At 69.4% G+C, this 25668-nt stretch carries 20 protein-coding genes; 16 read left to right on the forward strand and 4 right to left on the reverse strand.

From position 1 onward, the window contains the following. Positions 1–196 precede the first annotated feature (196 nt). From J7E89_RS17720 to J7E89_RS17730, 3 genes are all read left to right on the forward strand, one after another. Complete coding sequence (locus J7E89_RS17720; protein WP_214974679.1) at positions 197–763, forward strand: TerD family protein; 567 nt, start codon at positions 197–199, stop codon at positions 761–763. Positions 764–854: 91 nt separating this feature from the next. Then, positions 855–2825, forward strand: coding sequence for a TerD family protein (locus J7E89_RS17725; protein ID WP_214974577.1), 1971 nt, complete (start codon positions 855–857; stop codon positions 2823–2825). 226 nt (positions 2826–3051) lie between these two features. After that, entirely contained in the window at positions 3052–4050 is a 999-nt protein-coding gene (locus J7E89_RS17730) for a TerC family protein (protein WP_214974578.1), read from the forward strand. A 79-nt stretch (positions 4051–4129) separates the two neighbouring features. Here the strand turns inward: J7E89_RS17730 and J7E89_RS17735 are convergent, their stop codons facing one another. The 3 genes from J7E89_RS17735 to J7E89_RS17745 form a co-directional block, all read right to left on the reverse strand. Further along, on the reverse strand, positions 4130–5407 hold the full coding sequence (locus tag J7E89_RS17735; RefSeq protein WP_214974579.1) for an MFS transporter: 1278 nt from the start codon (positions 5405–5407) through the stop codon (positions 4130–4132). A 98-nt stretch (positions 5408–5505) separates the two neighbouring features. Beyond that, complete coding sequence (locus J7E89_RS17740; protein ID WP_214974580.1) at positions 5506–6162, reverse strand: MBL fold metallo-hydrolase; 657 nt, start codon at positions 6160–6162, stop codon at positions 5506–5508. Between the two features lie 9 nt (positions 6163–6171). Next, entirely contained in the window at positions 6172–6858 is a 687-nt protein-coding gene (locus J7E89_RS17745; protein ID WP_214974582.1) for a maleylpyruvate isomerase family mycothiol-dependent enzyme, read from the reverse strand. A gap of 187 nt (positions 6859–7045) precedes the next feature. On the opposite strand from J7E89_RS17745, the gene uvrA reads away from it, so the two are divergent. Further along, positions 7046–10060 carry an excinuclease ABC subunit UvrA gene (uvrA, locus tag J7E89_RS17750; RefSeq protein WP_214974584.1) on the forward strand — a complete coding sequence of 1005 codons (3015 nt, stop codon included), beginning with the start codon at positions 7046–7048 and terminating at the stop codon, positions 10058–10060. A gap of 299 nt (positions 10061–10359) precedes the next feature. Here uvrA and J7E89_RS17755 read toward each other — a convergent pair whose 3' ends face one another. Then, positions 10360–11268: a carbohydrate kinase gene (locus J7E89_RS17755; RefSeq protein WP_214974586.1), complete on the reverse strand. Its 909-nt coding sequence runs from the start codon at positions 11266–11268 to the stop codon at positions 10360–10362. A gap of 124 nt (positions 11269–11392) precedes the next feature. On the opposite strand from J7E89_RS17755, the gene J7E89_RS17760 reads away from it, so the two are divergent. The 12 genes from J7E89_RS17760 to J7E89_RS17815 all read left to right on the forward strand — a co-directional run bounded on the left by J7E89_RS17760 (position 11393) and on the right by J7E89_RS17815 (position 25660). Continuing rightward, complete coding sequence (locus J7E89_RS17760; protein ID WP_214974588.1) at positions 11393–11848, forward strand: Rieske (2Fe-2S) protein; 456 nt, start codon at positions 11393–11395, stop codon at positions 11846–11848. Positions 11849–11904: 56 nt separating this feature from the next. Further along, positions 11905–13962, forward strand: coding sequence for an excinuclease ABC subunit UvrC (uvrC, locus tag J7E89_RS17765; protein WP_214974590.1), 2058 nt, complete (start codon positions 11905–11907; stop codon positions 13960–13962). A gap of 32 nt (positions 13963–13994) precedes the next feature. Next, complete coding sequence (rapZ, locus tag J7E89_RS17770) at positions 13995–14930, forward strand: RNase adapter RapZ (RefSeq protein ID WP_214974592.1); 936 nt, start codon at positions 13995–13997, stop codon at positions 14928–14930. After that, positions 14927–15961, forward strand: coding sequence for a uridine diphosphate-N-acetylglucosamine-binding protein YvcK (gene yvcK / locus J7E89_RS17775; RefSeq protein WP_214974594.1), 1035 nt, complete (start codon positions 14927–14929; stop codon positions 15959–15961). Before rapZ ends, yvcK begins: the two co-directional genes overlap by 4 nt. Continuing rightward, entirely contained in the window at positions 15952–16941 is a 990-nt protein-coding gene (whiA, locus tag J7E89_RS17780) for a DNA-binding protein WhiA (protein WP_028813910.1), read from the forward strand. The genes yvcK and whiA overlap by 10 nt, the downstream gene beginning before the upstream one ends. 149 nt (positions 16942–17090) lie before the next feature. Continuing rightward, entirely contained in the window at positions 17091–20054 is a 2964-nt protein-coding gene (locus J7E89_RS17785) for a M14 family metallopeptidase (protein WP_214974596.1), read from the forward strand. Positions 20055–20297: 243 nt separating this feature from the next. Then, entirely contained in the window at positions 20298–21302 is a 1005-nt protein-coding gene (gene gap / locus J7E89_RS17790; protein WP_214974598.1) for a type I glyceraldehyde-3-phosphate dehydrogenase, read from the forward strand. A gap of 104 nt (positions 21303–21406) precedes the next feature. Continuing rightward, complete coding sequence (gene pgk / locus J7E89_RS17795; RefSeq protein WP_214974600.1) at positions 21407–22618, forward strand: phosphoglycerate kinase; 1212 nt, start codon at positions 21407–21409, stop codon at positions 22616–22618. Positions 22619–22624: 6 nt separating this feature from the next. Next, positions 22625–23413 carry a triose-phosphate isomerase gene (tpiA, locus tag J7E89_RS17800; RefSeq protein WP_214974602.1) on the forward strand — a complete coding sequence of 263 codons (789 nt, stop codon included), beginning with the start codon at positions 22625–22627 and terminating at the stop codon, positions 23411–23413. 121 nt (positions 23414–23534) lie between these two features. Then, positions 23535–23765 (forward strand): preprotein translocase subunit SecG, encoded by a 231-nt coding sequence (gene secG, locus J7E89_RS17805; RefSeq protein WP_214974604.1) that lies wholly within the window; start codon positions 23535–23537, stop codon positions 23763–23765. A 205-nt stretch (positions 23766–23970) separates the two neighbouring features. Beyond that, positions 23971–24306, forward strand: a complete 336-nt coding sequence (locus J7E89_RS17810) for an RNA polymerase-binding protein RbpA (RefSeq protein WP_214974606.1) — start codon at positions 23971–23973, stop codon at positions 24304–24306. A gap of 124 nt (positions 24307–24430) precedes the next feature. Then, positions 24431–25660 (forward strand): MFS transporter, encoded by a 1230-nt coding sequence (locus J7E89_RS17815; protein ID WP_214974608.1) that lies wholly within the window; start codon positions 24431–24433, stop codon positions 25658–25660. The last annotated feature ends 8 nt before the right edge of the window (positions 25661–25668 follow it).

Genomic DNA, 25668 nt, shown 5'->3' on the forward strand with positions numbered 1-25668 from the left:
CGGCCCGGTACCCACCCGGCACCTGGTGTGTTGCAACACCGACACAAAGTGCGACGCGACTGTGGCGGCCCAGGCGTGACTGCGTAGGGTTCTGGGCAGCCGCACGCAACGGGCGGGCCGCGGGGTAAGCAATGAGAGGGGACAGCGCGTGGTGGATGTATCCAAGGGCAGCGCGCCCGGGGGACCTGGCGTCAATCTGACCAAGGGTCAGGCCATCAGCCTGGAGAAGAAGGGCGGCGGCACGCTGACCGCCGTCCGTATGGGGCTGGGCTGGCAGGCGGCGCCGCGTCGTGGTCTCTTCGGCTCGCGCACCCGGGAGGTCGACCTCGACGCCTCGGCGGTCCTGTTCGCGGACAAGCAGCCGGTCGACGTCGTCTTCTTCCGTCACCTCGTCAGCGACGACGGCTCTGTGAAGCACACCGGTGACAACCTGGTCGGCGGCGCGGGCCAGGGCGGGGACGACGAGGCGATCCTCGTCGACCTCCAGCGCGTGCCGGTGCACATCGACCAGATCGTCTTCACGGTGAACTCCTTCACCGGCCAGACGTTCCAGGAAGTGCAGAACGCGTTCTGCCGCATCGTCGACGAGACCAACGGCCAGGAGATGGCCCGTTACACGCTCGACGGTGGCGGCCAGTACACCGCCCAGATCATGGCCAAGGTGCACCGCGACGGCGCCGGCTGGAAGATGACGGCCATCGGCACCCCTGCCAACGGCCGGACCTTCCAGGACCTGATGCCGTCGATCCTGCCGCACCTGTAGCAGACGACTGACGCAGTACGCGCAGCTCCCGGAGGCATCGGCCGCCGGGAGCTGCACCACATCCACGATTGCGACGCGGGGGAGACAGGCGATGACGGCCGAGCTGGTCCGGGGGCAGAACCACCCCTTGCCCCAGGCCCGTTTGGAGATCCGGGTATCGGCCGGCAAGCCGGTCGTGGCCGGTGCCACCCTCGGCGACGAGCAGGGCACCGTGCGCGGTACGGAGTGGGTCGCCCACCCCGGCTCGCCGAACCTCCCCGGGCTCGAAGTGTCCAAGCAGGCCGCCGCCGACCACCGGCTCGCCGTGGACCTCGAGGCACTGCCCGAGACGGTGCACCGGGTGAACGTCCTGCTCGCTCTCCCGCTGGGCGTGGGCGGTCCGGCCCGCTTCGGCGCCGTCGCGGCCCCCTTCGTCTCCGTCACCGGGCTCGACGGCTCCGAGGTCGCCAACTACACCGTTACCGGGCTGGACAGCGAGTCCGCCGTAGTCGCCCTGGAGCTCTACCGCCGACAGGGCATCTGGAAGGTGCGCGCCGTCGGGCAGGGTTACGCCGGTGGCCTCGCCGAGATGCTCGGCGACCAGGGACTGCCGCAGGCCCGTGAACTCGCCGCCGCCATCCAGGACGCGGTGAGCAGCGGCATGGCCCGCTCCGTCGCGGCGCCCCCGCCCCGTAGCGAGGACGGCGACCGGTCGCGGCGTACGACGTCCCACGCGACGAACGGCGGACGCGACGCGCAGACCGACGCCGTGGCGCCCACAGCAACACCCACAGCCGGTGCCCCCGCACCCGTGGCGCCGAGTGGTCCGGACAGTGGCGCTCGACAGGCCGCCCCCGGCGGCCCCATCGACTACGCGCACCCGCGCCGCCAGAGCACCGCGCCCCCGTCCCCGCCGCCCACCGCGCCGCCCGCCCCGCCCGGACAGTACCCACAGCCCGTCGCCGGTGACGCGACCGGCTGGTCCATGGAGGAGCGGCTGTACAACCAGGTGTGGGGCATGTTCGAAGACCTGGCCCGCACCGTCTCGGCGTACCGCAGCGCGGTCGACTTCGCCGAGTCCCGGATGGAGCAGGAGCTCGACAAGGCGCTCTCCGACCCGCGCAGCCGGATCGGCGCCGCGGGCGACACCGCCCGCGCGAACGCCCGGGCCAAGCACGACCAGCTCGTCGGCCAGGCCCGCGACGTACTGGACCGCGACCTGGCCCAGCTCGCCGCCGAGGCCGACGTCGTCGAGCCGGCCCTGCCCCCCGCCTTCGCCTCCTGGCACAACCCGGCCTGGCACGGTTACCGGGTTCCCATGGAGATCCCGATGGCCCTGCGCGTCGGGGACCTGCACCTGCCCGAGCGCCCGGATCTGCGCATCCCCATGCTGGTGCGCCTGCCGCTGGAGCGAGGCCTGTGGATCGACAGCGGCCGTTCCGGCTCCGAGGCCGCGCTGATGATGGAGTCCGACCAGCTGCGCCGAGCGGCCATGGAAAGTGCCGCGGCGCACGCCGCCCGCCTGCTGGCGGTCTATCCCGCCGGTGAGTTCACCGTCCATGTCATCGACCCGGCGGGCACGGGCGCGGCCGCGCTCGCCGCGCTGACCGGGTCCGGCGTGCTCGACGCGCCGCCCGCGGCCGGCGCCCAGGGCGTGGCGGCCGTGCTGGCCAAGCTCACCCAGCGCGTGGAACTGGTACAGATGGCAGTCCGTGGCGGGGTCGTCGACTCGCTCCCGCCGGAGCTGGACACGGCCGAGCAGCTCCTGATCGTCAACGACTTCCCGCACGGCTTCGACGACCGCGCCGTCACCCAGCTCCGCTACCTCGCAGACGAGGGCCCGTCGGTCGGCGTGCACCTGATGATGGTCGCGGACCGCGAGGACGCGAGTGCGTACGGTCCGGTGCTCGACCCACTGTGGCGGTCGCTGCTGCGGGTCACTCCCGTGCCCGACGACCACCTCATCGACCCGTGGGTCGGCCATACCTGGACGTACGAGCCGCTGCTGCCGCCACCGGGCAGCCAGGTCGTGCGGCAGGTGCTCGCGCAGGTGGCGGCAGCGAGGCGGCAACTGCCTCGCTGACCAGCGCTTTTGGTGCGACTTTACCCATCCCTTTACCTTTTCTTGGGTGTTCCTGTACCCTTCGATGAGCGGAGGGGAGTACTCCCGGCTGCGACGTACCCGTCAATACGGACCGCCATCGGTCCCGGGGCGTCGGCCCGCGGCGCGCGGATACGCGCCCGGGTGGAAGAGACCTCCGGCAGCGACGACGCTGAGTGAGTTGCCGTAGCTATCTGCCGGAGGCGCAGTGGACGTTTCAATGACCCTTTGGGCACTGACCATTCTTGGTCTGATCGCCCTGATCGCAGTCGACTTCCTCATCGGGCGCAAGCCGCATGACGTGTCGATCAAGGAAGCCGGAATCTGGACGGTCGTCTGGATCGTCCTGGCCGTGCTGTTCGGCCTCGGACTGCTGATCTTCGGCACCGCGCAGGCATCGGGCGAGTTCTTCGCCGGCTTCATCACCGAGAAATCGCTCAGCGTGGACAACCTCTTTGTCTTCGTCCTGATCATGGCGAAGTTCTCGGTGCCGTCCCACCTCCAGCAGCGTGTGCTGCTCGTGGGTGTGCTGATAGCCCTGGTACTGCGTGCGATCTTCATCGCGGCCGGCGCTGCGGTCATCGCCAACTTCTCGTGGGTCTTCTACATCTTCGGCGCGTTCCTGATCTACACCGCCTGGAAGCTCATCCAGGAGGCGCGGGCCGAGGAGGAGGAAGAGGCGTTCGAGGAGAACCGTCTCCTCAAGTCGATCGAGAGCCGCTTCGGCGTCGCGGACAAGTACCACGGCACCAAGCTCTTCATCCAGAATAACGGCAAGCGCGTCCTGACGCCGCTGATGGTCGTCATGCTCGCCATCGGCACCACCGATGTGCTGTTCGCGCTGGACTCGATCCCGGCGATCTTCGGCCTCACCCAGGACCCGTACATCGTCTTCACCGCCAACGCCTTCGCCCTCATGGGTCTGCGGCAGCTGTACTTCCTCATCGGCGGACTGCTCAAGAAGCTGGTTCACCTGAGTTACGGCCTGTCGGTCATCCTGGGCTTCATCGGCGTCAAGCTGGTGCTCCACGCTCTGCACGAGTCCGGGGTGCACGTCCCCGAGATCTCCATCCCCTTCTCGCTGACCGTCATCTGCGGAGTGCTGATCGTCACCACGATCACCAGCCTCATCGCCAACAAGAAGACGGAACAGCGCGCGGCGGCCGAGGTCGCCAAGGCCGGCGACAAGGAGAGCGTCGAGTCCTGACCCCGTAACGGATTCACCGGCCGGTGCGAGCGGAGCAATACCGCTCGCACCGGCCGGTTCTTGTTTGTGCGGGCCTGGATCAGGCAGGGGCGGCTTCCGCCACGGGGCGGGGCGCCGGCCTCGTCTCCGGCAGCAGTGCGAAGCACCCCAGGCTCAGCAGCGCGATGGCAGTGAGGTAGACGGCGACACCCCACGGCGGTCCGTCGCCGTTCGCCACCGCCGTCGCGACGATCGGGGTCAGCGCACCTCCGACGAGCCCGCCGAGGTTGTAGCCGACGGCCGCGCCCGTGCAGCGCACCCTCGGCTCGTACAGCTCCGGGAGATAGGCAGCGATCACAGCGAACATGGTGATGAACGACAGCAGCGCTCCCACGAAGCCGAGAAACATCAGCAGCGGCTCGGCGGTCTGCAACAGCGCGACCATCGGGAACATCCACAGCGCTGCCGCCGCGCAGCCGAGCAGACACAGCGGCCTGCGCCCGTAGTGGTCACCGAGCATCGCGGCGAACGGGGTGACCACGCCCGAGATCGCCACGGCCCCCATGATGCAGGCCAGCATCACCGTACGGCTGACGCCCAGTTGTTCCGTGGCGTACGCGAGGGACCAGGTCGTCACGGCGTAGAAGACGGCGTACCCGACGGCGAGCGCGCCGGCCGTCAGCAGGACGAGCCGCCAGTGGTCGCGTACGACCTCGGCGAGGGGGACGGTCGCCCGCTTGTCCGTCTCGGCCAGCTGCTTGAACTGCGGGGTCTCCGCCAGGGACGTACGCAGCAACAGTCCTGCCGCGGCCAGCAGGCCCGCCACCCAGAACGGCACCCGCCATCCCCACGCCGCGAACTGTGCGTCGGTCAGCGAGGCGGAGAGGGCGAGCATGATGCCGTTGGCCAGGAGGAAGCCGACCGGGGGGCCGATCTGCGGGAAACTCGCCCACAGTCCGCGCCGGTTGGCGGGAGCGTGTTCGGCGGTCAGCAGAACCGCACCGCCCCACTCGCCGCCGAGCCCGAGCCCCTGCAGGAAGCGCAGCACCAGAAGGAGTACGGGCGCTGCTACGCCGATTGACCCGTACGTCGGTACGCAGCCGACCGCGACGGTCGCGATTCCCGTGAGCAACAGTGAGGCGAACAGGACAGGACGGCGCCCGTAACGGTCGCCGATGTGCCCGAAGATGACAGAACCGAGCGGCCGTGAAATGAAACCGACCGCGAAGGTCCCGAACGCCGCGAGCGTTCCCGCGAGCGGCGAAAAGGTCGGGAAGAAGAGCGGCCCGAGAACGAGCGCGGCGGCTGTTCCGTAGACAAAGAAGTCGTAGAACTCGATGGCTGTTCCGGCGAGCGACGCGGCAGCGAGGCGGGCCATGGAGGGAGGTCGTTCTTGGTGCATGCGGCCACAACTACCCCACCCGGACTCCGGTTACGGGGCGCACAGAAGCAGTCCCACCGGCTCGCGAAGCTGATCTACCAGCCGCGCTCGCGCCACTCGGGCAGGTGCGGGCGCTCCTTGCCGAGCGTGGTGTCGTTGCCGTGGCCGGGATAGACCCAGGTTTCGTCCGGAAGCTGTCCGAAGAGCTTCTCCTCGACGTCACCGATGAGGCTCGCGAAGGCCTCCGGGTCCTTCCACGTGTTGCCCACGCCGCCGGGGAAGAGGCAGTCCCCGGTGAAGACGTGCGGGTGCCCGTGCGGGTCGTCGTAGACGAGGGCGATGGACCCCGGGGTGTGGCCGACGAGGTGGCGGGCGGTGAGCTCGACACGTCCGACGCGGACGGTGTCGCCGTCTTCCAGCAGCACGTCGGTGGTGACGGGGATGCCCTCCGCGTCGTAGCGGCCCGCGTACGTACGCGCCCCGGTCGCCGCCACGACCTCCGGCAGGGCCTGCCAGTGATCGCCGTGGCGGTGGGTGGTGACGACGGACGCGATGCCGTCGTCACCGATCAGCCTCAGAAGCGTGTGCGGCTCGGCGGCCGCGTCGATCAACAGCTGTTCTCCCGTGTCCCGGCAGCGCAGCAGATACGCGTTGTTGTTCATGGCGCCGACCGCGACCTTGGAGATCATCAGGTCAGTGAGCTCGTGAACGTTCGCAGGACCGCCGACTTTGACCGCTCCGCTGTACGTCATGGAGTCAGCCTATAGCGGCGGCAGCGCGGGCAGCGGGGCCCCCGCGGTGTCGAGAGTGGCTCCGACGCGGCGGCCCGCGAGCCAGCCCAGGAGGTCGGGGGCGGTGCCGGTGACGTTCACGGGATTGCCTTCGGTGCTTCCCGTACGCCACTGCCTCCCGTCGGCGGCCGTCAGCACGGTCGCGGGAACGCCCGGGTTCCCCGCGAAGCGCTCCGCGAGGAACGCGATCTCGCGTCCCGTGAACTCCTCCGGCAGGTCCTCCAGCTCATAGCCGATGCCCAGATCGACGTGGTGCAGCTCGACCTCGACGAGGCGGCGGAAGGGAATGCGGGAGGCCGAGTCGGTGACGCCGTTGCGCAGGGCGACCGTACGGGACCAGTCGGCGGGAACGGCGGCCGCTTCGTCGAAGCGAGCCGCACTGTCGCGCACGTCCTCCAGCTGTACGGCGAGGGGGCGCGGGGCGTCGCGCTCGATGTCGGCGTCGCGGACTTCGGCGTTGGCGTACATGGGACGGCCGGCCAGGACGTTCACGAGAGCGTCCGCGTTACGGGCGACGTGCGCCAGCACGTGGCCGCGGGTCCATCCCGGCAGCCGTGACGGTTGCGTCACAGCGGCGTTGTCCAGCTTGTCGGTCGCGGCGAGGAGCCGGTCGGTCGCTTCGCGTACAGAGCCCAGGTCGCGCACGTGATCGTTCATGGCGTCGACGATAGTCCGGTCACACGATCGGGTGAAGCCGTTCAGGCTAGGCCGTAATTCGAATGCACGTGCTATACGCTCGTCAGAGGCACCAGGAATCCTTACAACATCGCTCTGGTTGCCCCCATAGTCTGAGAACCGGGGGGCTCAGTCCCCTCTGCCTCTCTCAAGAAAGGTGCGGACCGGCGTGGCCGACCGTCTCATCGTTCGTGGCGCTCGCGAGCACAACCTCAAGAACGTCTCGCTCGACCTCCCGCGTGACTCCCTCATCGTGTTCACCGGGCTCTCGGGGTCGGGCAAGTCCTCCCTCGCGTTCGACACGATCTTCGCCGAGGGGCAGCGCCGGTACGTCGAGTCGCTCTCCTCCTACGCCCGGCAGTTCCTGGGCCAGATGGACAAGCCCGACGTGGACTTCATCGAGGGCCTGTCGCCCGCGGTGTCCATCGACCAGAAGTCGACCTCGCGCAACCCGCGCTCGACGGTCGGCACGATCACCGAGGTCTACGACTACCTCCGTCTGCTGTTCGCCCGTATCGGCAAGCCGCACTGTCCCGAGTGCGGCCGGCCGATCGCGCGCCAGTCGCCGCAGGCCATCGTCGACAAGGTGCTGGAGCTGCCCGAGGGCAGCCGCTTCCAGGTCCTGTCGCCGCTGGTCCGCGAGCGCAAGGGCGAGTTCGTCGACCTCTTCGCCGACCTTCAGACCAAGGGCTACAGCCGGGCAAGGGTCGACGGCGAGACCATCCAGCTGAGCGAGCCGCCCAAGCTCAAGAAGCAGGAGAAGCACACCATCGAGGTGGTCATCGACCGCCTGACGGTGAAGGACAGCGCCAAGCGCCGGCTCACCGACTCGGTGGAGACCGCCCTCGGCCTGGCCGGCGGCATGGTCATCCTCGACTTCGTCGACCTCCCCGCAGACGACCCCGACCGTGAGCGGATGTACTCCGAGCACCTCTACTGCACGTACGACGACCTGTCGTTCGAGGAGCTGGAGCCCCGGTCCTTCTCCTTCAACTCGCCCTTCGGCGCCTGCCCCGACTGCACCGGCATCGGTACGCGCATGGAGGTCGACCCGGAGCTGATCGTCCCGGACGAGGACAAGTCCCTCGACGAGGGCGCGATCAACCCCTGGTCGCACGGCCACACCAAGGACTACTTCGCACGCCTCGTCGGCGCGCTCGCCGACGCGCTCGGCTTCCGTACGGACATCCCCTGGGCGGGGCTGCCGCAGCGCGCCAAGAAGGCCCTGCTGAACGGCCACAAGACTCAGATCGAGGTCCGCTACCGCAACAGGTACGGCCGCGAGCGGGCGTACACCACCTCCTTCGAGGGCGCGGTTCCGTTCGTCAAGCGGCGGCACTCCGAGGCGGAGAGCGACTCCAGCAGGGAGCGCTTCGAGGGCTACATGCGCGAGGTGCACTGCCCGACCTGTAACGGCACCCGCCTCAAGCCCCTGGTCCTCGCGGTCACGGTCATGGAGAAGTCCATCGCCGAGGTCGCCGCGATGTCGATCAGCGACTGCGCGGACTTCCTCGGCCGGCTGACGCTGAACGCCCGCGACAAGAAGATCGCCGAGCGCGTGCTCAAGGAGGTCAACGAGCGGCTGAAGTTCCTGGTCGACGTAGGCCTCGACTACCTGTCGCTCAACCGCGCGGCCGGCACGCTGTCCGGCGGCGAGGCGCAGCGCATCCGGCTGGCCACCCAGATCGGCTCCGGCCTCGTCGGAGTGCTGTACGTCCTGGACGAGCCGTCCATCGGTCTGCACCAGCGCGACAACCACCGCCTCATCGAGACGCTGGTCCGGCTGCGCGACATGGGCAACACCCTGATCGTCGTCGAGCACGACGAGGACACCATCAAGGTGGCCGACTGGATCGTCGACATCGGCCCCGGCGCGGGCGAACACGGCGGCAAGGTCGTCCACAGCGGCTCCCTCAAGGACCTGCTGGCCAACAAGGCGTCCGTCACCGGTCAGTACCTGGCCGGAAAGCGGTCCATCGCCATGCCGGACATCCGCCGTCCCGCGGACCCCACGCGGCAGCTCACCGTCCACGGCGCCCGCGAGAACAACCTGCGCGACATCGACGTGTCGTTCCCGCTCGGCGTGCTGACGGCCGTCACCGGCGTCTCCGGATCCGGAAAGTCGACGCTGGTCAACGACATCCTCTACACGCACTTGGCGCGCGAACTGAACAACGCCCGCACGGTGCCGGGGCGCCACACGCGCGTGGAGGGCGACGATTTCGTCGACAAGGTGGTCCACGTCGACCAGTCGCCGATCGGCCGGACACCCCGGTCCAACCCGGCGACGTACACCGGTGTCTTCGACAACGTGCGCAAGCTGTTCGCGGAGACGATGGAGGCGAAGGTGCGCGGCTATCTGCCGGGCCGCTTCTCCTTCAACGTCAAGGGCGGGCGCTGCGAGAACTGCTCGGGCGACGGCACCATCAAGATCGAGATGAACTTCCTGCCGGACGTATACGTCCCGTGTGAGGTCTGCCACGGGGCGCGCTACAACCGGGAGACCCTGGAGGTCCACTACAAGGGCAAGTCCATCGCCGAGGTGCTGGACATGCCGATCGAGGAGGCGCTGGACTTCTTCGAGGCCGTCCCGACGATCGCCCGTCACCTCAGGACACTCACCGAGGTGGGTCTCGGGTACGTCCGCCTCGGTCAGTCGGCGCCGACTCTGTCGGGTGGTGAGGCACAGCGCGTGAAGCTCGCTTCTGAGCTCCAGAAGCGTTCCACGGGGCGCACGGTGTACGTCCTGGACGAGCCGACCACGGGTCTGCACTTCGAGGACATCTCCAAGCTCATCTCGGTCCTGTCGGGCCTGGTCGACAAGGGCAACTCGGTGATCGTCATCGAGCACAACATGGACGTCATCAAGACCGCTGACTGGGTGATCGACATGGGTCCCGAGGGTGGCAGCGGCGGTGGCCTCGTCATCGCCGAGGGCACGCCCGAGCAGGTGGCCGCGGTGACGACCAGCCACACCGGCAAGTTCCTGCGGGACATCCTGGGCGACCGGGTGAGCGACGCGACGCCGGTGAAGAAGCCGGTGAAGAAGGCCCCGGTGAAGAAGGCGGTGGCGGCGGCGAAGTCGGCCCCGGCCAGGAAGACGGCGACGGCCAAGACGGCCACCGCGAAGAAGGCCCCGGGCACGACCGCTCCCGCAAAGGCGGCACGCGCGCGCAAGGCGTGACGTTCGCGTTCAAGTGCGGCCCCTTACCCACCGTGGGTGAGGGGTCGCTGGCGTGGCCGGAGCTCCTTTCCCCTACCCGCCCCTTCCCGAACCGGGGCGCTGCCCCGGACCCCGGTCCTCAAACGCCGGACGGGCTGGAGGGTGCCGGGCAGGGGCAGGGGCTGGGTGGTGCGGGCGAGTCCAGCCCGTCCGGCGATTGAGGACGCGTCCGTAGGGCGTCTGTGTTGTCTGGGGTCTGGGGGCTTGCTCACAGCTCGGGGAGGGGCGGGCAGGGGAAAGCTCCGCAGGACACGTCCGCCCTACGGCGCCAGTTCCGTCGCGTACGGCGGATTCGCGCCCGGGCGCGAGCAGGTGATCGCCGCCGCGCGGGCCGCGAACGCGAGGGTGTCGGTCCAGGCGGCCCTGCTCAGGGCCGGCAGGGAACGCAACGACAGCGCCCCACGGCCCGCGAGTCCGTGCAGCGCCGCGTTCACCGTGTCGCCCGCACCGATCGTGTCGGCCACCCCGACCCGTACCGCCGGAACGTCCACGCCCGCCCCGCCCCGCGTCCGCACCGTCATCCCCTCCGCGCCCCGCGTCAGCACCACTGCCGCAGGCCCCGCCGCGAGCCACTCCTCCACCGACCCGCCCAGCCACGCCGCGTCCTCCTGCGACAGCTTCAGCAGCGAGACGTACGGCAGCCAGTTCCTGAAGCGGGCGCGGTAGGCGTCCGGGGCCGGGATCAGGCCGCCCCGGATGTTCGGGTCGAGCAGTGTGAACAGTCCGCGCTCCGCCTCTCGCCGCAGCAACGCCTCGTACGCGCTCGCTCCCGGCTCCAGCACCAGCGAACACGTACCGAGCGCCAGCGCCCGTACACCGGAAGGCAGCGGCGCGGCCGGCAGAGCGAAGAGGCGGTCCGCGCTGCCCTCCGCGTAGAAGCCGTAACCGGCCGATCCGTCCGCGCCCAGCGCCGCCACAGCCAGCGTCGTCGGCTCGGGACCGCGCTGCACGAGCGCGGTGTCCACCCCCGCCGCCCGCAGCCCCTCGACGAGAGCGTCGCCGAAGCCGTCGGTCGAGATCCGGGAACAGAAAGATGTACGGGCGCCGAGCCGCCCCAGGGCCACGGCGGTGTTGTACGGCCCGCCGCCGAGCCGCGGCAACAGCGGCGCCAGCGCGCCCGTCCCCTGCGGCACCAGGTCGATCAGCGACTCTCCGGCGACGACGATCACGGGCCCGAACGTAACCCATCGCCGCCCGCCAGGACAGCCCGCGCGAGAGCCGCCGATGTCCGCCGGTATCGTCGGGTCTGTCGCACGTCCCTCACACACGCACCCCCTGATCAGTGGAGTTCGCATGCCCGGCCAGTCAGCCCCCCGCCGTACCGTGCTGAAGGGCGCCGTCCTCGCCGGGGCTGCCGGACTGGGTGTGGCGGCCTGCTCCACCGAGTCGAAGCTCGGGCACGCCAAGCCGCTGCCGTCCACGCCAGTAAGCCTCGGGTCGGCGGACGAGGTCCCGGTGGGCGGCGCCAAGCTCTATCGCGAGCAGCGGATCATTGTCAGCTGCCCGGCCAAGGGGGAGTTCAAGGCGTTCAGCGCGCAGTGCACGCACGCGGGCTGTGTCCTGGACAAGATCGAGAAGGACGAGGGCAACTGTCCGTGCCACGGCAGCCGTTTCGACGTCAGCACGGGTGAGGTGCTCCAGGGCCCGGCGACCGTGCCGCTGCCCGCCATCCCGGTCAAGGTCGAGGGCGGCAAGCTCATCGCGGGAGCGGGAGCAGACGCGAGCGCGACGGCCGGGCGGGGCGCCTGACCCGGCACTGCCGCGGGGCACCCGCACTGTCACTGCCCGCAAGTAGGGTGTCTGACATGGCCGACCCCTCCAGTTACCGCCCCAAGCCGGGACAGATCCCCGACTCGCCGGGGGTCTACAAATTCCGCGACGAGCACCGCCGGGTGATCTACGTCGGGAAGGCGAAGAGCCTGCGCCCGCGCCTGTCCTCGTACTTCCAGGACCTGGCCAATCTCCACCCGCGCACCCGCACCATGGTCACCACGGCGGCGTCCGTCGAGTGGACGGTCGTCTCCACCGAGGTCGAGGCGCTTCAGCTGGAGTACTCCTGGATCAAGGAGTTCGACCCCCGCTTCAATGTCAAGTACCGCGACGACAAGAGCTATCCGTCCCTCGCCGTGACACTGAACGAAGAGTTCCCCCGGGTCCAGGTCATGCGCGGCCCCAAGAAAAAGGGCGTGCGCTACTTCGGCCCGTACGGTCACGCCTGGGCCATCCGCGAGACCGTCGACCTGATGCTCCGGGTCTTTCCCGTACGCACCTGCTCGGCCGGTGTCTTCAAGAACGCCGCCAGGACCGGCCGCCCCTGCCTCCTGGGCTACATCGGCAAGTGCTCCGCGCCCTGTGTGGGCCGGGTCACGCCCGATGAGCACCGCGAACTGGCCGAGGAGTTCTGCGACTTCATGGCCGGCCGCACCGGCCAGTACCTCAAGCGCATCGAGCAGCAGATGCACGAGGCCGCCGAGGACATGGAGTATGAGAAGGCCGCCCGCCTGCGCGACGACATAGGGGCGCTGCGCCGCGCCCTGGAGAAGAACACGGTGGTGTTCAACGACGCCACCGACGCCGACCTGATCGCCGTTGCCGAGGACGAGCTGGAAGCCGCCGTGCAGATCTTCCACGTACGTGGCGGACGGGTGCGGGGCCAGCGCGGCTGGGTCACCGACAAGGTCGAGGCCGTCGATACCGCCGGCCTCGTCGAGCACGCCCTCCAGCAGCTGTACGGCGAGGAGCAGGGCGACGCGGTGCCCAAGGAGGTCCTCGTACCGGCCATGCCCGAGGACGCCCCGGCGGTCTCCCAGTGGCTCGCCGAGCGGCGCGGCTCCAACGTGTCGCTGCGCATCCCCCAGCGCGGCGACAAGAAGGACCTCATGGCGACGGTCCAGCGCAACGCCCAGCAGGCCCTCGTCCTGCACAAGACCAAGCGCGCGTCCGATCTGACCACTCGCTCCCGCGCCCTGGAGGAGATCTCCCAGGCGCTCGGCCTGGACTCCGCCCCGCTGCGCATCGAGTGCTTCGACATCTCCCACCTCCAGGGCGAAGACGTGGTGGCCTCCATGGTCGTCTTCGAGGACGGCCTGCCGCGCAAGAGCGAGTACCGCCGCTTCCAGATCAAGACCTTCGAGGGTCAGGACGACGTCCGGTCCATGCACGAGGTGCTCACCCGCCGCTTCAGGCGCTATCTCCAGGAGAAGGAGAAGACGGGGGAGTGGATCGAGGCGAACGGGGCCACGGAGGTGCCCGCCGAGCCGGAGCCGAACGCGGAGGACGACGGCAGGCCCAAGCGTTTCGCGTACCCGCCGCAGCTCGTCGTCGTCGACGGCGGGCAGCCGCAGGTGGCCGCGGCCCAGCGCGCCCTCGACGAGCTCGGCATCGACGACGTCGCCGTCTGCGGCCTGGCCAAGCGCCTCGAAGAGGTCTGGGTGCCCGGCGAGGACGACCCGGTCGTCCTGCCCCGCAGCAGCGAGGGTCTCTACCTCCTCCAGCGGGTCCGTGACACGGCGCACGACTTCGCCATCCGCTACCAGCGCACCAAGCGCGCCAAGCGGTTCAAGGCAGGACCGCTCGACGAGGTCCCCGGCCTGGGCGATACGCGCAAGCACGCCCTGGTCAAGCACTTCGGTTCGGTGAAGAAGCTTCGGTCCGCCACAATCGACCAGATCTGCGAGGTGCCGGGGATAGGCCGCAAGACGGCCGAGACCGTCGCCGCGTTCCTCGCACAGGCGGCACCGGCCGCACCCGCCGTGAACACGGCGACAGGAGAGATCATTGAGTACGACGAGGACACTGCGGAAGCCGCGGAGAGTGCGGAAGCACCCGTGGTCTCCCCGCCGGATCGGGGGCAGCACGAATGACTGAGCACGACGGAGATGGAGCACACGTGAGTATGGGCGCGACCGGAGAGACCGGCGAGAGCGGTCAGAACGGTCAGAACGGCCACAACGGTGAGGCGGCCGAGCCGGCCATCCCCGAGCTGGTGATCATCTCGGGCATGTCGGGAGCGGGCCGCAGCACCGCGGCGAAGTGCCTCGAAGACCTCGGCTGGTTCGTCGTCGACAACCTGCCGCCCGCGCTGATCCCCACCATGGTGGAGCTCGGCGCCCGCTCGCAGGGCAATGTCGCCCGTATCGCGGTCGTCGTGGATGTCCGCGGGCGGCGCTTCTTCGACAACCTCCGTGAGTCCCTGGCCGACCTGGACGCCAAGGAGGTCACCCGGCGGATCGTCTTCCTGGAGTCCTCGGACGACGCGCTGGTACGCCGTTTCGAGTCCGTACGCCGCCCCCACCCCCTCCAGGGTGACGGCCGGATCACCGACGGCATCGCGGCCGAACGCGACCTTCTGCGCGAGCTGCGCGGCGACGCCGACCTGGTGATCGACACCTCCAGCCTCAACGTCCACGAGCTGCGCGCCAAGATGGACGCCCAGTTCGCTGGCGACGACGAGCCGCAGCTGCGCGCCACGGTCATGTCGTTCGGCTACAAGTACGGCCTGCCGGTCGACGCGGACCTCGTCGTCGACTGCCGCTTCCTGCCCAACCCGCACTGGGTCCCGGAGCTGCGCCCCTTCACCGGCCTCAACGAAGAGGTCTCCGGCTACGTCTTCAACCAGCCGGGCGCCAAGGAGTTCCTCGACCAGTACACCGAGCTGCTCCAGCTCATCGCGGCCGGCTACCGACGCGAGGGCAAGCGCTACGTGACCATCGCCGTCGGCTGTACGGGCGGCAAGCACCGCAGCGTAGCCATGTCGGAGAAGCTGGCCGCCCGGCTGTCCTCCGAAGGCGTAGAGACCGTCCTCGTCCACCGGGACATGGGGCGCGAGTGACCGGACGTAACTTCCGCCTGCGCCGGCTGCGCGGCAATGACGCCGCGCGGCCGCAGCGCAAGCGCGGCGCCCAGCCCAAGGTCGTCGCCCTCGGCGGCGGCATGGGACTGTCCGCGTCGCTCACGGCGCTGCGCCGCATCACCGGCGACCTGACCGCCGTGGTCACCGTCGCCGACGACGGCGGCTCCAGCGGGCGGCTGCGCGACGAGCTCGGCGTACTGCCGCCGGGTGACCTGCGCAAGGCGCTCGCCGCGCTGTGCGGGGACGACGACTGGGGCCAGACCTGGTCGCGCGTCATCCAGCACCGCTTCTCCAGCCGCGGCGACCTGCACGACCACGCCGTCGGCAATTTGCTGATCGTCGCCCTGTGGGAGCAGCTCGGCGACCACGTCCAGGCGCTTGACCTGGTCGGCAAGCTCCTCGGCGCGCACGGCCGGGTTCTGCCCATGTCCGCCGTGCCGCTGGAGCTCCAGGCGCTCGTACGGGGGCACGATCCCCGGCGCCCCGACGACGTGGACACGGTCCGCGGCCAGGCGACCGTGGCGCTCACCCCCGGCGAGGTGCAGTCCGTACACCTCGTCCCGCAGGGGCCGCCGGCGGTCCCCGAGGCCGTCGCCGCCGTCCTCGACGCGGACTGGGTGGTGCTCGGTCCCGGCTCGTGGTTCTCGTCAGTGATTCCGCACCTTCTGGTGCCTGAGCTGCTCGACGCGCTCGTCGAGACGAAGGCGCGCCGGGTCCTGTCGCTCAACCTCGCGCCGCAACCCGGTGAAACAGATGGGTTCTCTCCGCAGCGTCATTTGGAGGTTTTGGGACGACACGCCCCTAAACTCGCCCTGGACGTGGTGTTGGCCGACGAGGCTGCCGTGCCCGACCGCGAGTCTCTCGCCGATGCCGCCAAGCGGTTCGGCGCGGCGGTCGAGCTGGCGCCGGTCGCCGCGCCCAACGGCTCCCCGAAGCACGACCCGGAGCTGTTGGCCGCCGCGTACGACCGTATTTTTCGGATGCATGGAAGGATCGGCCCATGGCGATGACGGCAGCGGTGAAGGACGAAATCTCCCGGCTCCCCGTCACCCGGACCTGCTGCAGGAAGGCGGAGGTCTCGGCGATCCTTCGGTTCGCGGGCGGGCTGCACCTGGTGAGCGGCCGGATCGTGATCGAGGCGGAGCTGGACGTGAGCTTCGCGGCCCGCAGGCTCAAGAAGGACATCCTTGAGATTTTCGGTCACCACTCCGAGCTGGTGGTGATGGCGCCGAGCGGGCTGCGACGCGGCTCCCGTTACCTCGTACGGGTGGTGGCGGGCGGTGACCAGCTGGCGCGCCAGACCGGGCTGGTCGACGGCCGCGGCCGGCCCATCCGCGGACTGCCCCCGCAGGTCGTCTCCGGCGCCACGTGTGACGCCGAGGCCGCCTGGCGCGGCGCGTTCCTCGCGCACGGCTCGCTCACCGAGCCGGGCCGCTCGTCCTCGCTGGAGGTCACCTGCCCGGGGCCGGAGGCCGCCCTCGCCCTCGTCGGCGCCGCTCGCCGCCTCTCCATCGGCGCCAAGGCGCGCGAGGTGCGCGGCGTGGACCGGGTCGTCGTACGGGACGGGGACGCGATCGGCGCCCTGCTGACCCGCCTCGGCGCGCACGAGTCCGTGCTTGCGTGGGAGGAGCGGCGGATGCGCCGCGAGGTCCGCGCCACCGCCAACCGCCTGGCCAACTTCGACGACGCGAACCTGCGCCGCTCGGCGCGTGCGGCAGTCGCCGCGGGCGCCCGGGTGGGGCGTGCGCTGGAGATCCTCGGCGAGGAGGTGCCCGAGCACCTCGCCGCCGCCGGGCGACTGCGCATGGACCACAAGCAGGCCTCCCTGGAGGAGCTGGGCGCGCTGGCCGACCCGCCGCTGACGAAGGACGCGGTCGCCGGCCGTATCCGCCGTCTGCTGGCGATGGCCGACAAGCGGGCCCAGGACCTGGGCATCCCGGGTACCGAGTCCACGATCACCGAGGAAATGGCCGACGGCCTGGTCGGCTGACCTCGTCACCTCGGCACGGCTCGCCGCCGTCGGCTCCCCTTGGGCGCCGACGGCGCGTTTGCGTACCCCAGGCGCTATTGACATGACCATGAACTGTCATGAGCCTGACGTCTGTTCGCTTATGTGGCAGACAACAGCAAGGGGGGCTCATGAGACGCAGAGCGAGATCGATCCTCGCAGCGTGCACATTGCTGCTCGGCGGTGTGGCGGTGGCACCGGTGGCCCAGGCCGAGGGCTCCAGTGGCGCGGCCGGGGCCGACGCGGGCGCCGACGCCGTCAAGGTGTTCAACGCGGACGTCACCAAGGAGCAGATCCCCCTGCTCCTGGCGGCCGGCCAGGACGCCCACGAGATGGGCGAACGCGCACCGGAGAAAGGCACGGCGCGCGTCGAGCTCTTCCTCACCGACGCCCAGGCCGAGGACCTGGCCGCGAAGGGCGTCAGAAACCTCACTGAGCGCAAGGTCTCGGCGAAGACGGAGTCCCGCCTCGCCGCCGCCGGGGACGGCGTCTACCGCCCCTACAGCGGCAAGGGCAATCTCCAGGAGGAGATCGTCAAGACCGGCCAGGCGCACCCGGACCTCACCAAGGTCGTCTCCATCGGCAAGACCGTCCAGGGCAAGGACATCCTCGCCCTCAAGCTCACCAAGGGCGCGAAGAAGACCAAGGACGGCGCCAGGCCCTCCGTGCTGTACCTGTCCAACCAGCACGCCCGTGAGTGGATCACCCCGGAGATGACCCGGCGGCTGATGCACCACTACCTGGACCGGTACGGCAAGGACCGCCGCATCACGAAGATCGTGGACTCCACCGAGCTGTGGTTCGTGCTCTCCGCCAACCCCGACGGCTACGACTGGACCCACGACCCGGCGGGCAACCGCCTCTGGCGCAAGAACATGCGCGACATCGACGCCGACGGCACGTACACCGCGAGCGACGGCGTCGACCTCAACCGCAACTTCGGCTACAAGTGGGGCTACGACAACGAGGGTTCCTCGCCGAATCCCGCCAGTCAGACCTACCGCGGCGCGTCCCCCATGTCCGAGCCCGAGACCCAGGTGCTCGACCGCTTCCAGAAGCGCATCGGCTTCGAGTACGGCATCAACTACCACTCCGCCGCCGAACTGATCCTTTACGGAGTCGGCTGGCAGGTCGCCACTCCGACGCCCGACGACGTGCTCTACAAAGCGCTCGCGGGAACGCCCGAAAAGCCCGCCGTTCCCGGGTACCACCCGCAGGTCTCCTCCGAGCTCTACACCACCAACGGTGAGGCCGACGGACACGCGTCCAACGTCAACGGCATGATGATGTTCACCCCCGAGATGACCACCTGTCAGACCGCGTCGAACATCGACCCGGGCGACCAGTGGAAGCCCGAGGAGTGCCAGTCCGGATTCAACTTCCCCGATGACGAGAAGCTGATCCAGGCGGAGTTCGCCAAGAACATCCCCTTCGCGCTCTCCGTCGCCGAGACCGCAGCCCACCCCGACCAGCCGTCCTCGGCCGTCGGCATGGCGGCCCCCGACTTCACTCCGGACACCTTCACGACGTCCTACGCGCGCGGGGGCGATCAAAAGGTCGCCGTAACGGCCCGCAAGTCCGTACGCGACAAGGAGCTCAAGTACCGCATCAACGGCGGCCGTACGCACGACGATGACCTGGAGCGCTGGAAGGGCGGTGAGACGTACGGCGGTGACGACAACCTCTGGTTCGATGATTACCGCGCCGAGGTCGAGGACGCCGAACCCGGCGACAAGGTGGAGGTGTGGTTCAGCGGACGCACCAAGGCAGGGAAGCGCACCTCCAGCGAGCACTTCACGTACACCGTCGCGGAGCGTTCCAGTGCGGACACGCTGGTGATCGCCGAAGAGGGCGCACCCGCGACGGACGCGCAGACGTACGTCGACGCGCTCAAGGCGAACGGTCGCAGCGCCGCCGTCTGGGACGTCGCCACCCAGGGCGCACCGCACGCCCTGGGCGTCCTCTCCCACTTCCGCACCGCTGTCCACTACACCGGCTCCAAGGCGCCCACAGGACCGACCCAGCTGGCCGTACGGGCGTTCCTCAATGAGGGCGGCAAGCTGATCGAGGCAGGTGAACTGGCGGGCGGGAACGCGGTCGTCGGCCCGGCCGTCACCAACGACTTCAGCCAGTACTACCTCGGCGCCTACGGACGTACGAACGCCGGCGGCCCCAGCGGCTTCACCGGCGCGGGAACGCTCCCGGGAACGGACGCCCCGCTCACGGGTACGCCCGGAAACCCGCTGGACGCGGCCGGCGCGTACACCATCACCTCGGACACGCTGCCGGCGGAGCGGTTCCCGCAGTTCCAGAGTGCGCACGCGGGCCGCTACACCGGTGTCGCCAATCCGTACGCCCCGTACGCGGGCCAGTGGATGGCCGCCGCCGCGCACGAGGACGGCGACTGGAAGCGCCTCGCCCGTACGGTCGACCTCACCGCGGTGAGCGCGGCCGACAAGCCGCAACTGCGCCTGGCCCTCAACTGGAACACCGAGAACGCCTACGACCACGCCGTTCTTGAGGCACACACCGCGGGCGCCGAGGACTGGACGACGCTTCCCGAGACGGGCGGCGCCACCAAGGCCGCCGTCCCGGCCGAGTGCGATCAGGGCTACTTCATCAACGGCCACCCCTTCCTGCGCCACTACCTCACCCTGGAGGCGGGCGGCTGCAAGCCGACCGGCACCAGTGGCGCCTGGAACAGCTTCACCGGCTCGTCCGGCGGCTGGAAGCAGGTCTCCTTCGACCTCAGCGGCTACGCGGGCAAGAAGGTCGAGCTCTCGCTCAGCTCCATCACCGACACCAGCACCGGCGGACGCGGTGTCTTCGTGGACGACGCGCGCCTGACCGTCGGCGCGGCCGACCGGGAGAGCGAGGGCTTCGAGACGTCGCTCGGTGCCTGGACCGTCCCCGGGAGCCCCGCCGGAAGTCCCGCTGTCGCAGGCGACTGGGCCCGCTCGGGAGAGCTGTTCAAGTCGTACGCGGCGGTTACGACGCGTGACACCGTTCTGTTCGGCTTCGGCCTGGAGCACGTGCCGGGCGCGACGGAAAGGGCCACGCTGCTCGGCAAGGCGCTGAGTTCGCTGCGGCGCTGACCCTGTCGGCGACTCCGTACAGACTCCATACCGACTCCGATCTGACTCTGCATAACCGCCGCCGGAAGCGCCGCAGGGCCGGCGGTCCGTGTCCCTACTGGGGAGTACGGACCGCCGGGCCGCGTCCGGGGCCGTTCGATGTCACCCACAGCGCCACGTAGAGGTAGGGTCGGAAGCGGTCGGGGACATCCCATACATCTCGCCGGCGTCGAAACCCGGCGTACCAACGAGGAGATCGGTTTCGTGACGATCCGCGTAGGCATCAACGGCTTCGGCCGCATCGGGCGCAACTACTTCCGGGCGCTGCTGGAGCAGGGTGCGGACATCGAGATCGTGGCTGTCAACGACCTGGGTGACACTGCGACCACGGCACACCTTCTGAAGTACGACACCATTCTTGGCCGCCTCAAGGCCGAGGTGTCGCACACGGCGAACACCATCACCGTCGACGACCACACCATCAAGGTGCTCTCCGAGCGCAACCCGGCGGACATTCCGTGGGGCGAGCTCGGCGTCGACATCGTGATCGAGTCCACCGGCATCTTCACCAAGAAGGCCGATGCCGAAAAGCACATCGCAGGTGGTGCGAAGAAGGTCCTCATCTCGGCTCCGGCCAAGAACGAGGACATCACCATCGTGATGGGCGTCAACCAGGACAAGTACGACGCGGCCAACCACCACGTCATCTCCAACGCGTCCTGCACCACCAACTGTGTGGCGCCGATGGCCAAGGTTCTCGACGAGAACTTCGGCATCGTCAAGGGCCTGATGACGACGGTGCACGCGTACACCAACGATCAGCGCATCCTGGACTTCCCGCACTCCGACCTGCGTCGCGCCCGCGCCGCCGCTGAGAACATCATTCCGACCACCACGGGTGCCGCCAAGGCCACCGCGCTGGTCCTCCCGCAGCTCAAGGGCAAGCTCGACGGCATCGCGATGCGCGTCCCGGTCCCGACCGGCTCGGTCACCGACCTGGTCATCACGCTGGAGCGCGAGGTCACCAAGGACGAGATCAACGCGGCCTTCCAGAAGGCGGCCGAGGGTGAGCTCAAGGGCATCGTCGAGTACACGGCCGACCCGATCGTGTCCTCCGACATCGTCAACGAGCCGGCGTCCTGCACCTTCGACTCGTCGCTGACCATGGCCGAGGGCAACCAGGTCAAGGTCATCGGCTGGTACGACAACGAGTGGGGCTACTCGAACCGCCTCGTGGACCTTACGGTCTTCGTCGGCAGCCAGCTCTGATCCGTTCGGCAGGCACCTCGATGTGAGCACAGGGCTCGGGCAGCGCAACGCGGCGCTGCCCGGGCCTTGTCACGTGTTTTGTCTCCAAGGAGTCCAGTAAAAAGATGAAGACGATCGACGAACTTCTCGCCGACGGGGTCGCGGGCAAGCGGGTATTCGTCCGCGCCGACCTCAACGTGCCGCTCGAAGGCACCACCATCACCGACGACGGCCGCATCCGCGCCGTCCAGCCGACGATCGAGAAGCTCGCCGCCGCGGGCGCCCGGGTCGTCGTCGCCTCGCACCTCGGCCGCCCCAAGGGCGCCCCGGACCCGGCCTTCTCGCTGGCACCCGCCGCCGCGCGCCTCGGTGAACTCCTCAAGACCGAGGTCGCCTTCGCGACCGACACGGTCGGCGAGTCCGCCAAGGCCGTCGTCGCGGGCCTGGCCGACGGCGACGTCGCCGTCATCGAGAACCTGCGCTTCAACGCCGGTGAGACCTCGAAGGACGACGCCGAGCGCGGCGCCTTCGCGGACCGGCTGGCGGAGCTCGCCGATGTGTACGTCGGCGACGGCTTCGGCGCCGTGCACCGCAAGCACGCGTCGGTCTTCGACCTTCCGGCCCGCCTGCCGCACGTCGCGGGCGGCCTCATCGCCACCGAGGTCGGCGTTCTGAAGAAGCTCACCGAGGAAGTCGAGCGGCCGTACGTCGTGGTCCTCGGCGGCGCCAAGGTCTCCGACAAGCTCGGCGTGATCGACCACCTGCTGGAGAAGGCCGACCGCATCCTGGTCGGCGGCGGCATGGCGTACACCTTCCTCAAGGCCCAGGGCCACGAGGTCGGCATCTCGCTGCTCCAGGAGGACCAGGTCCCGACGGTCCTGGAGTATCTGAAGCGCGCCAAGGACAAGGGCGTGGAGTTCGTGCTCCCCGTCGACGTCCTCGTGTCGGCCGACTTCCCGGACCTCAAGACGAAGGCCCCGGCCAACCCGACGACGGTCGCCGCGGACGCCATTCCGGCCGACCAGGAGGGTCTGGACATCGGTCCCGAGACCCGCAAGCTGTACGCATCGAAGCTCGCCGACGCGGCCACCGTCTTCTGGAACGGTCCGATGGGCGTCTTCGAGCACCCCGACTACGCCCAGGGCACCAAGGCGGTCGCCCAGGCCCTCGTCGACAGCCCCGCCTTCACGGTGGTCGGTGGTGGCGACTCCGCCGCCGCCGTCCGCATCCTGGGCTTCGACGAGAACGCATTCGGCCACATCTCGACCGGTGGCGGCGCGAGCCTCGAATACCTCGAAGGCAAGACGCTTCCCGGCCTTGCCGCACTGGAGGACTGACCCTTAATGACTGCTCCCACCCAAGGCCGCACCCCGCTGATGGCGGGCAACTGGAAGATGAACCTCAACCACCTCGAGGCCATCGCCCACACCCAGAAGCTCGCCTTCGCGCTGGCCGACAAGGACTACGACGCCGTCGAGGTTGCGGTCCTGCCGCCCTTCACCGACCTGCGGTCCGTCCAGACCCTGGTCGACGGCGACAAGCTCAAGATCAAGTACGGCGCCCAGGACCTCTCGGCGCACGACTCCGGGGCGTACACCGGAGAGATCTCGGGCGCGATGCTCGCCAAGCTCAAGTGCACGTACGTCGCCGTCGGGCACTCCGAGCGCCGGCAGTACCACAACGAGAGCGACGAGCTCTGCAACGCCAAGGTGAAGGCCGCGTACAAGAACGGCCTGACCCCGATCCTGTGCGTCGGCGAGGGTCTCGAAATCCGCAAGGCCGGCAACCAGGTCGAGTACACGCTCGCCCAGCTCGACGGCGGCCTGAAGGACATCCCGGCCGAGCAGGCCGAGTCCATCGTGATCGCGTACGAGCCCGTGTGGGCCATCGGTACCGGCGAGGTCGCCACCCCCGAGGACGCGCAGGAGGTCTGCGGAGCGATCCGTGGCCGTCTCGCCGAGCTGTACTCGCAGGAGCTGGCGGACAAGGTCCGCATCCAGTACGGCGGCTCCGTCAAGTCCGGGAACGTCGCCGCGATCATGGCGCAGCCGGATGTCGACGGCGCCCTGGTGGGCGGCGCGGCGCTGGACGCGGACGAGTTCGTCAAGATCGTCCGGTTCCGCGACCAGTGAGTAGGCCGTAGGGCCGATCCGTCGTACCCTGGCGGGGGCCGTGGCGGCTGTTCGCAGCCGTCCGGCCCCCGTCGTCCGTTCGCGAAGTCCGAAGTCCGAGGAAGTTGGTCCAGCCGTGGTTATGGGGTTCTCGATCGCCCTGATCGTCTTCAGCCTGCTGCTGATGCTGCTGGTTCTGATGCACAAGGGGAAGGGCGGCGGTCTCTCCGACATGTTCGGTGGCGGCATGCAGTCGTCCGTCGGTGGGTCCTCGGTGGCCGAGCGGAACCTTGACCGCATCACAGTGGTGGTCGGTCTGATCTGGTTTGCCTGCATTATCGTGCTCGGTCTGCTGATGAAGCTGGACAGCTGACCCGTCGCCCCGGTATGGAGGCGGGTACGCGGCCTATCATGAGGGCCGGCGGCTCGCGTTTGCTGGGCAGGGGTGTAACTCCAGCCACTGGACGCGCGTTGGGCCCTACGTAGACTGGGGCGCTCGCAGCTGAGCTGTTCGACGACTCCGCGGCGGTAGCCGCTGATTGATGCAGTGCAGCACCATCACGCAGGGAGTTACGACCGTGGCAAGTGGCAACGCGATCCGGGGAAGCCGGGTCGGAGCGGGGCCGATGGGTGAGGCTGAGCGCGGCGAGTCCGCCCCCCGTCTCCGCATCTCCTTCTGGTGCTCGAACGGGCACGAGACGCAGCCGAGCTTCGCCAGTGACGCGCAGGTACCGGACAACTGGGACTGCCCGCGCTGCGGGTTCCCGGCCGGACAGGACCGGGACAATCCGCCGGCCCCGCTGCGCACCGAGCCGTACAAAACGCATCTCGCGTACGTACGGGAACGGCGCAGCGACGCGGACGGCGAGGCGATTCTTGCCGAGGCGCTCGCGAAACTGCGGGGCGAAATCTAGGAATTGTGGTCCGGCCGGACACCTTCGGGTGTCCGGCCGGACCGCTTTCCGAGGCCGATTGTCAGTGGCACCCTCTACGGTTCTTGAAGGTTCTTGAAACACAGGACCGAAAGGGGGAGTTGTGATGACGAGCGAGGCCGCGGCCGCGAAAGCAGCCGCGACGGATGTCCGGGCTCGGGCCTGGCGCGGGGGGTTCGGCCGACTGTGGACGGCGGCTGTCGTCTCGAAGTTCGGCGACTCGCTGCGCACGGCCGCGATGCCGCTGCTGGCCGCCTCGCTGACGTCCGACCCGGTGCTGGTGGCGCTGGTGACGGCGTGCGGCTACCTGCCGTGGCTGCTGTTCGGGCTGCTGGGCGGCGCGGTTGCCGACCGCGTGGACCAGCGACGGGCGATGTGGGCCGTGGACCTGGTGCGGGGTGCTCTGATGGCCGCCTTCGCGGTGGCGGTCGCCCTCGGCCATGCCTCGATCGCGTTGCTCATCGCGCTCGCCTTCGCACTCACCACGCTCCAGACCCTCTTCGACAACGCGGCTACGGCCCTGCTGCCCTCGCTGGTGCCGAAGGCCGCGCTCGGCAGCGCGAACGCCAGGCTGCTGACCGGGCAGCAGATCGCGGGCGGCTTCCTGGCGGCGCCGCTGGTCCCGGTGCTGCTGCTGGCGGGCGCGGCCGTGCCGTACGCCGCGGACGCCGCGACGTACGTCCTGGGGGCGGTCCTGATCGCCTCGCTGCGGGTGACGGCGCCGGAGCGGGCGCCGAGACCTGCGGGCAGCACGCTGCGCGGGGACATCGCGCAGGGGCTGCGGGCGCTGTGGCGGGACCGGGTGCTGCGCGGGCTCTGCGTCGCCACCACGCTGTCCAACATCGGCATGGCCGCACTCATCGCCACTCTGGTGCTCCAGGTCACCGGCTGGCTCGACGCCGGGCACGGGGGTTACGCGGCGGCCATCACGGCGTACGGCGTAGGCAGTGTGGCGGGCGGGCTGCTGGCCGGCCGGCTGGCCACGCGGATAGGGCGGATACGCAGTGTGTTCGCTGCCGGGGCCGTGCAGATCGGCTGCCTGGCCGCGATGGGTCTGGTCCGCGAGTTGTGGGTAACGATCGCAGCGATGGCCCTGTTCGGACTCATGGGGCTGGTGTGGAACACGAACCAGGTGACGCTGATGCAGGAGCGCAGCCCGGAAGCCATGCTGGGCAGGATCAGTTCGGCCTTCCGCACGCTCGCGATCGCCGGCGCACCGCTCGGCGCTCTGTTGGGCGGCGCCGTGGCGGCCACTTGGGGACTCAACACACCCGCGCTACTGGCGGCGGCGCTCTTCGCGGCGGCCATAGCATCGCTGGCCACTCTGATCAATTAGGTTGGAGC

This window comes from Streptomyces sp. ISL-100 (assembly GCF_018614615.1).
GTDB lineage: Bacteria > Actinomycetota > Actinomycetes > Streptomycetales > Streptomycetaceae > Streptomyces.

Excerpts from the sequence above, each read along its gene's own strand:
- whiA (WP_028813910.1), top strand. The coding sequence starts at position 15,952 with ATGGCGATGACGGCAGCGGTGAAGGACGAAATCTCCCGGCTCCCCGTC.
- J7E89_RS17760 (WP_214974588.1), top strand. The coding sequence starts at position 11,393 with ATGCCCGGCCAGTCAGCCCCCCGCCGTACCGTGCTGAAGGGCGCCGTC.
- J7E89_RS17815 (WP_214974608.1), top strand. The coding sequence starts at position 24,431 with ATGACGAGCGAGGCCGCGGCCGCGAAAGCAGCCGCGACGGATGTCCGG.
- J7E89_RS17745 (WP_214974582.1), bottom strand. The coding sequence starts at position 6,858 with ATGAACGATCACGTGCGCGACCTGGGCTCTGTACGCGAAGCGACCGAC.
- tpiA (WP_214974602.1), top strand. The coding sequence starts at position 22,625 with ATGACTGCTCCCACCCAAGGCCGCACCCCGCTGATGGCGGGCAACTGG.
- J7E89_RS17725 (WP_214974577.1), top strand. The coding sequence starts at position 855 with ATGACGGCCGAGCTGGTCCGGGGGCAGAACCACCCCTTGCCCCAGGCC.
- J7E89_RS17740 (WP_214974580.1), bottom strand. The coding sequence starts at position 6,162 with ATGACGTACAGCGGAGCGGTCAAAGTCGGCGGTCCTGCGAACGTTCAC.
- secG (WP_214974604.1), top strand. The coding sequence starts at position 23,535 with ATGGGGTTCTCGATCGCCCTGATCGTCTTCAGCCTGCTGCTGATGCTG.
- J7E89_RS17785 (WP_214974596.1), top strand. The coding sequence starts at position 17,091 with ATGAGACGCAGAGCGAGATCGATCCTCGCAGCGTGCACATTGCTGCTC.
- uvrC (WP_214974590.1), top strand. The coding sequence starts at position 11,905 with ATGGCCGACCCCTCCAGTTACCGCCCCAAGCCGGGACAGATCCCCGAC.
- J7E89_RS17735 (WP_214974579.1), bottom strand. The coding sequence starts at position 5,407 with ATGGCCCGCCTCGCTGCCGCGTCGCTCGCCGGAACAGCCATCGAGTTC.
- rapZ (WP_214974592.1), top strand. The coding sequence starts at position 13,995 with ATGGGCGCGACCGGAGAGACCGGCGAGAGCGGTCAGAACGGTCAGAAC.
- pgk (WP_214974600.1), top strand. The coding sequence starts at position 21,407 with ATGAAGACGATCGACGAACTTCTCGCCGACGGGGTCGCGGGCAAGCGG.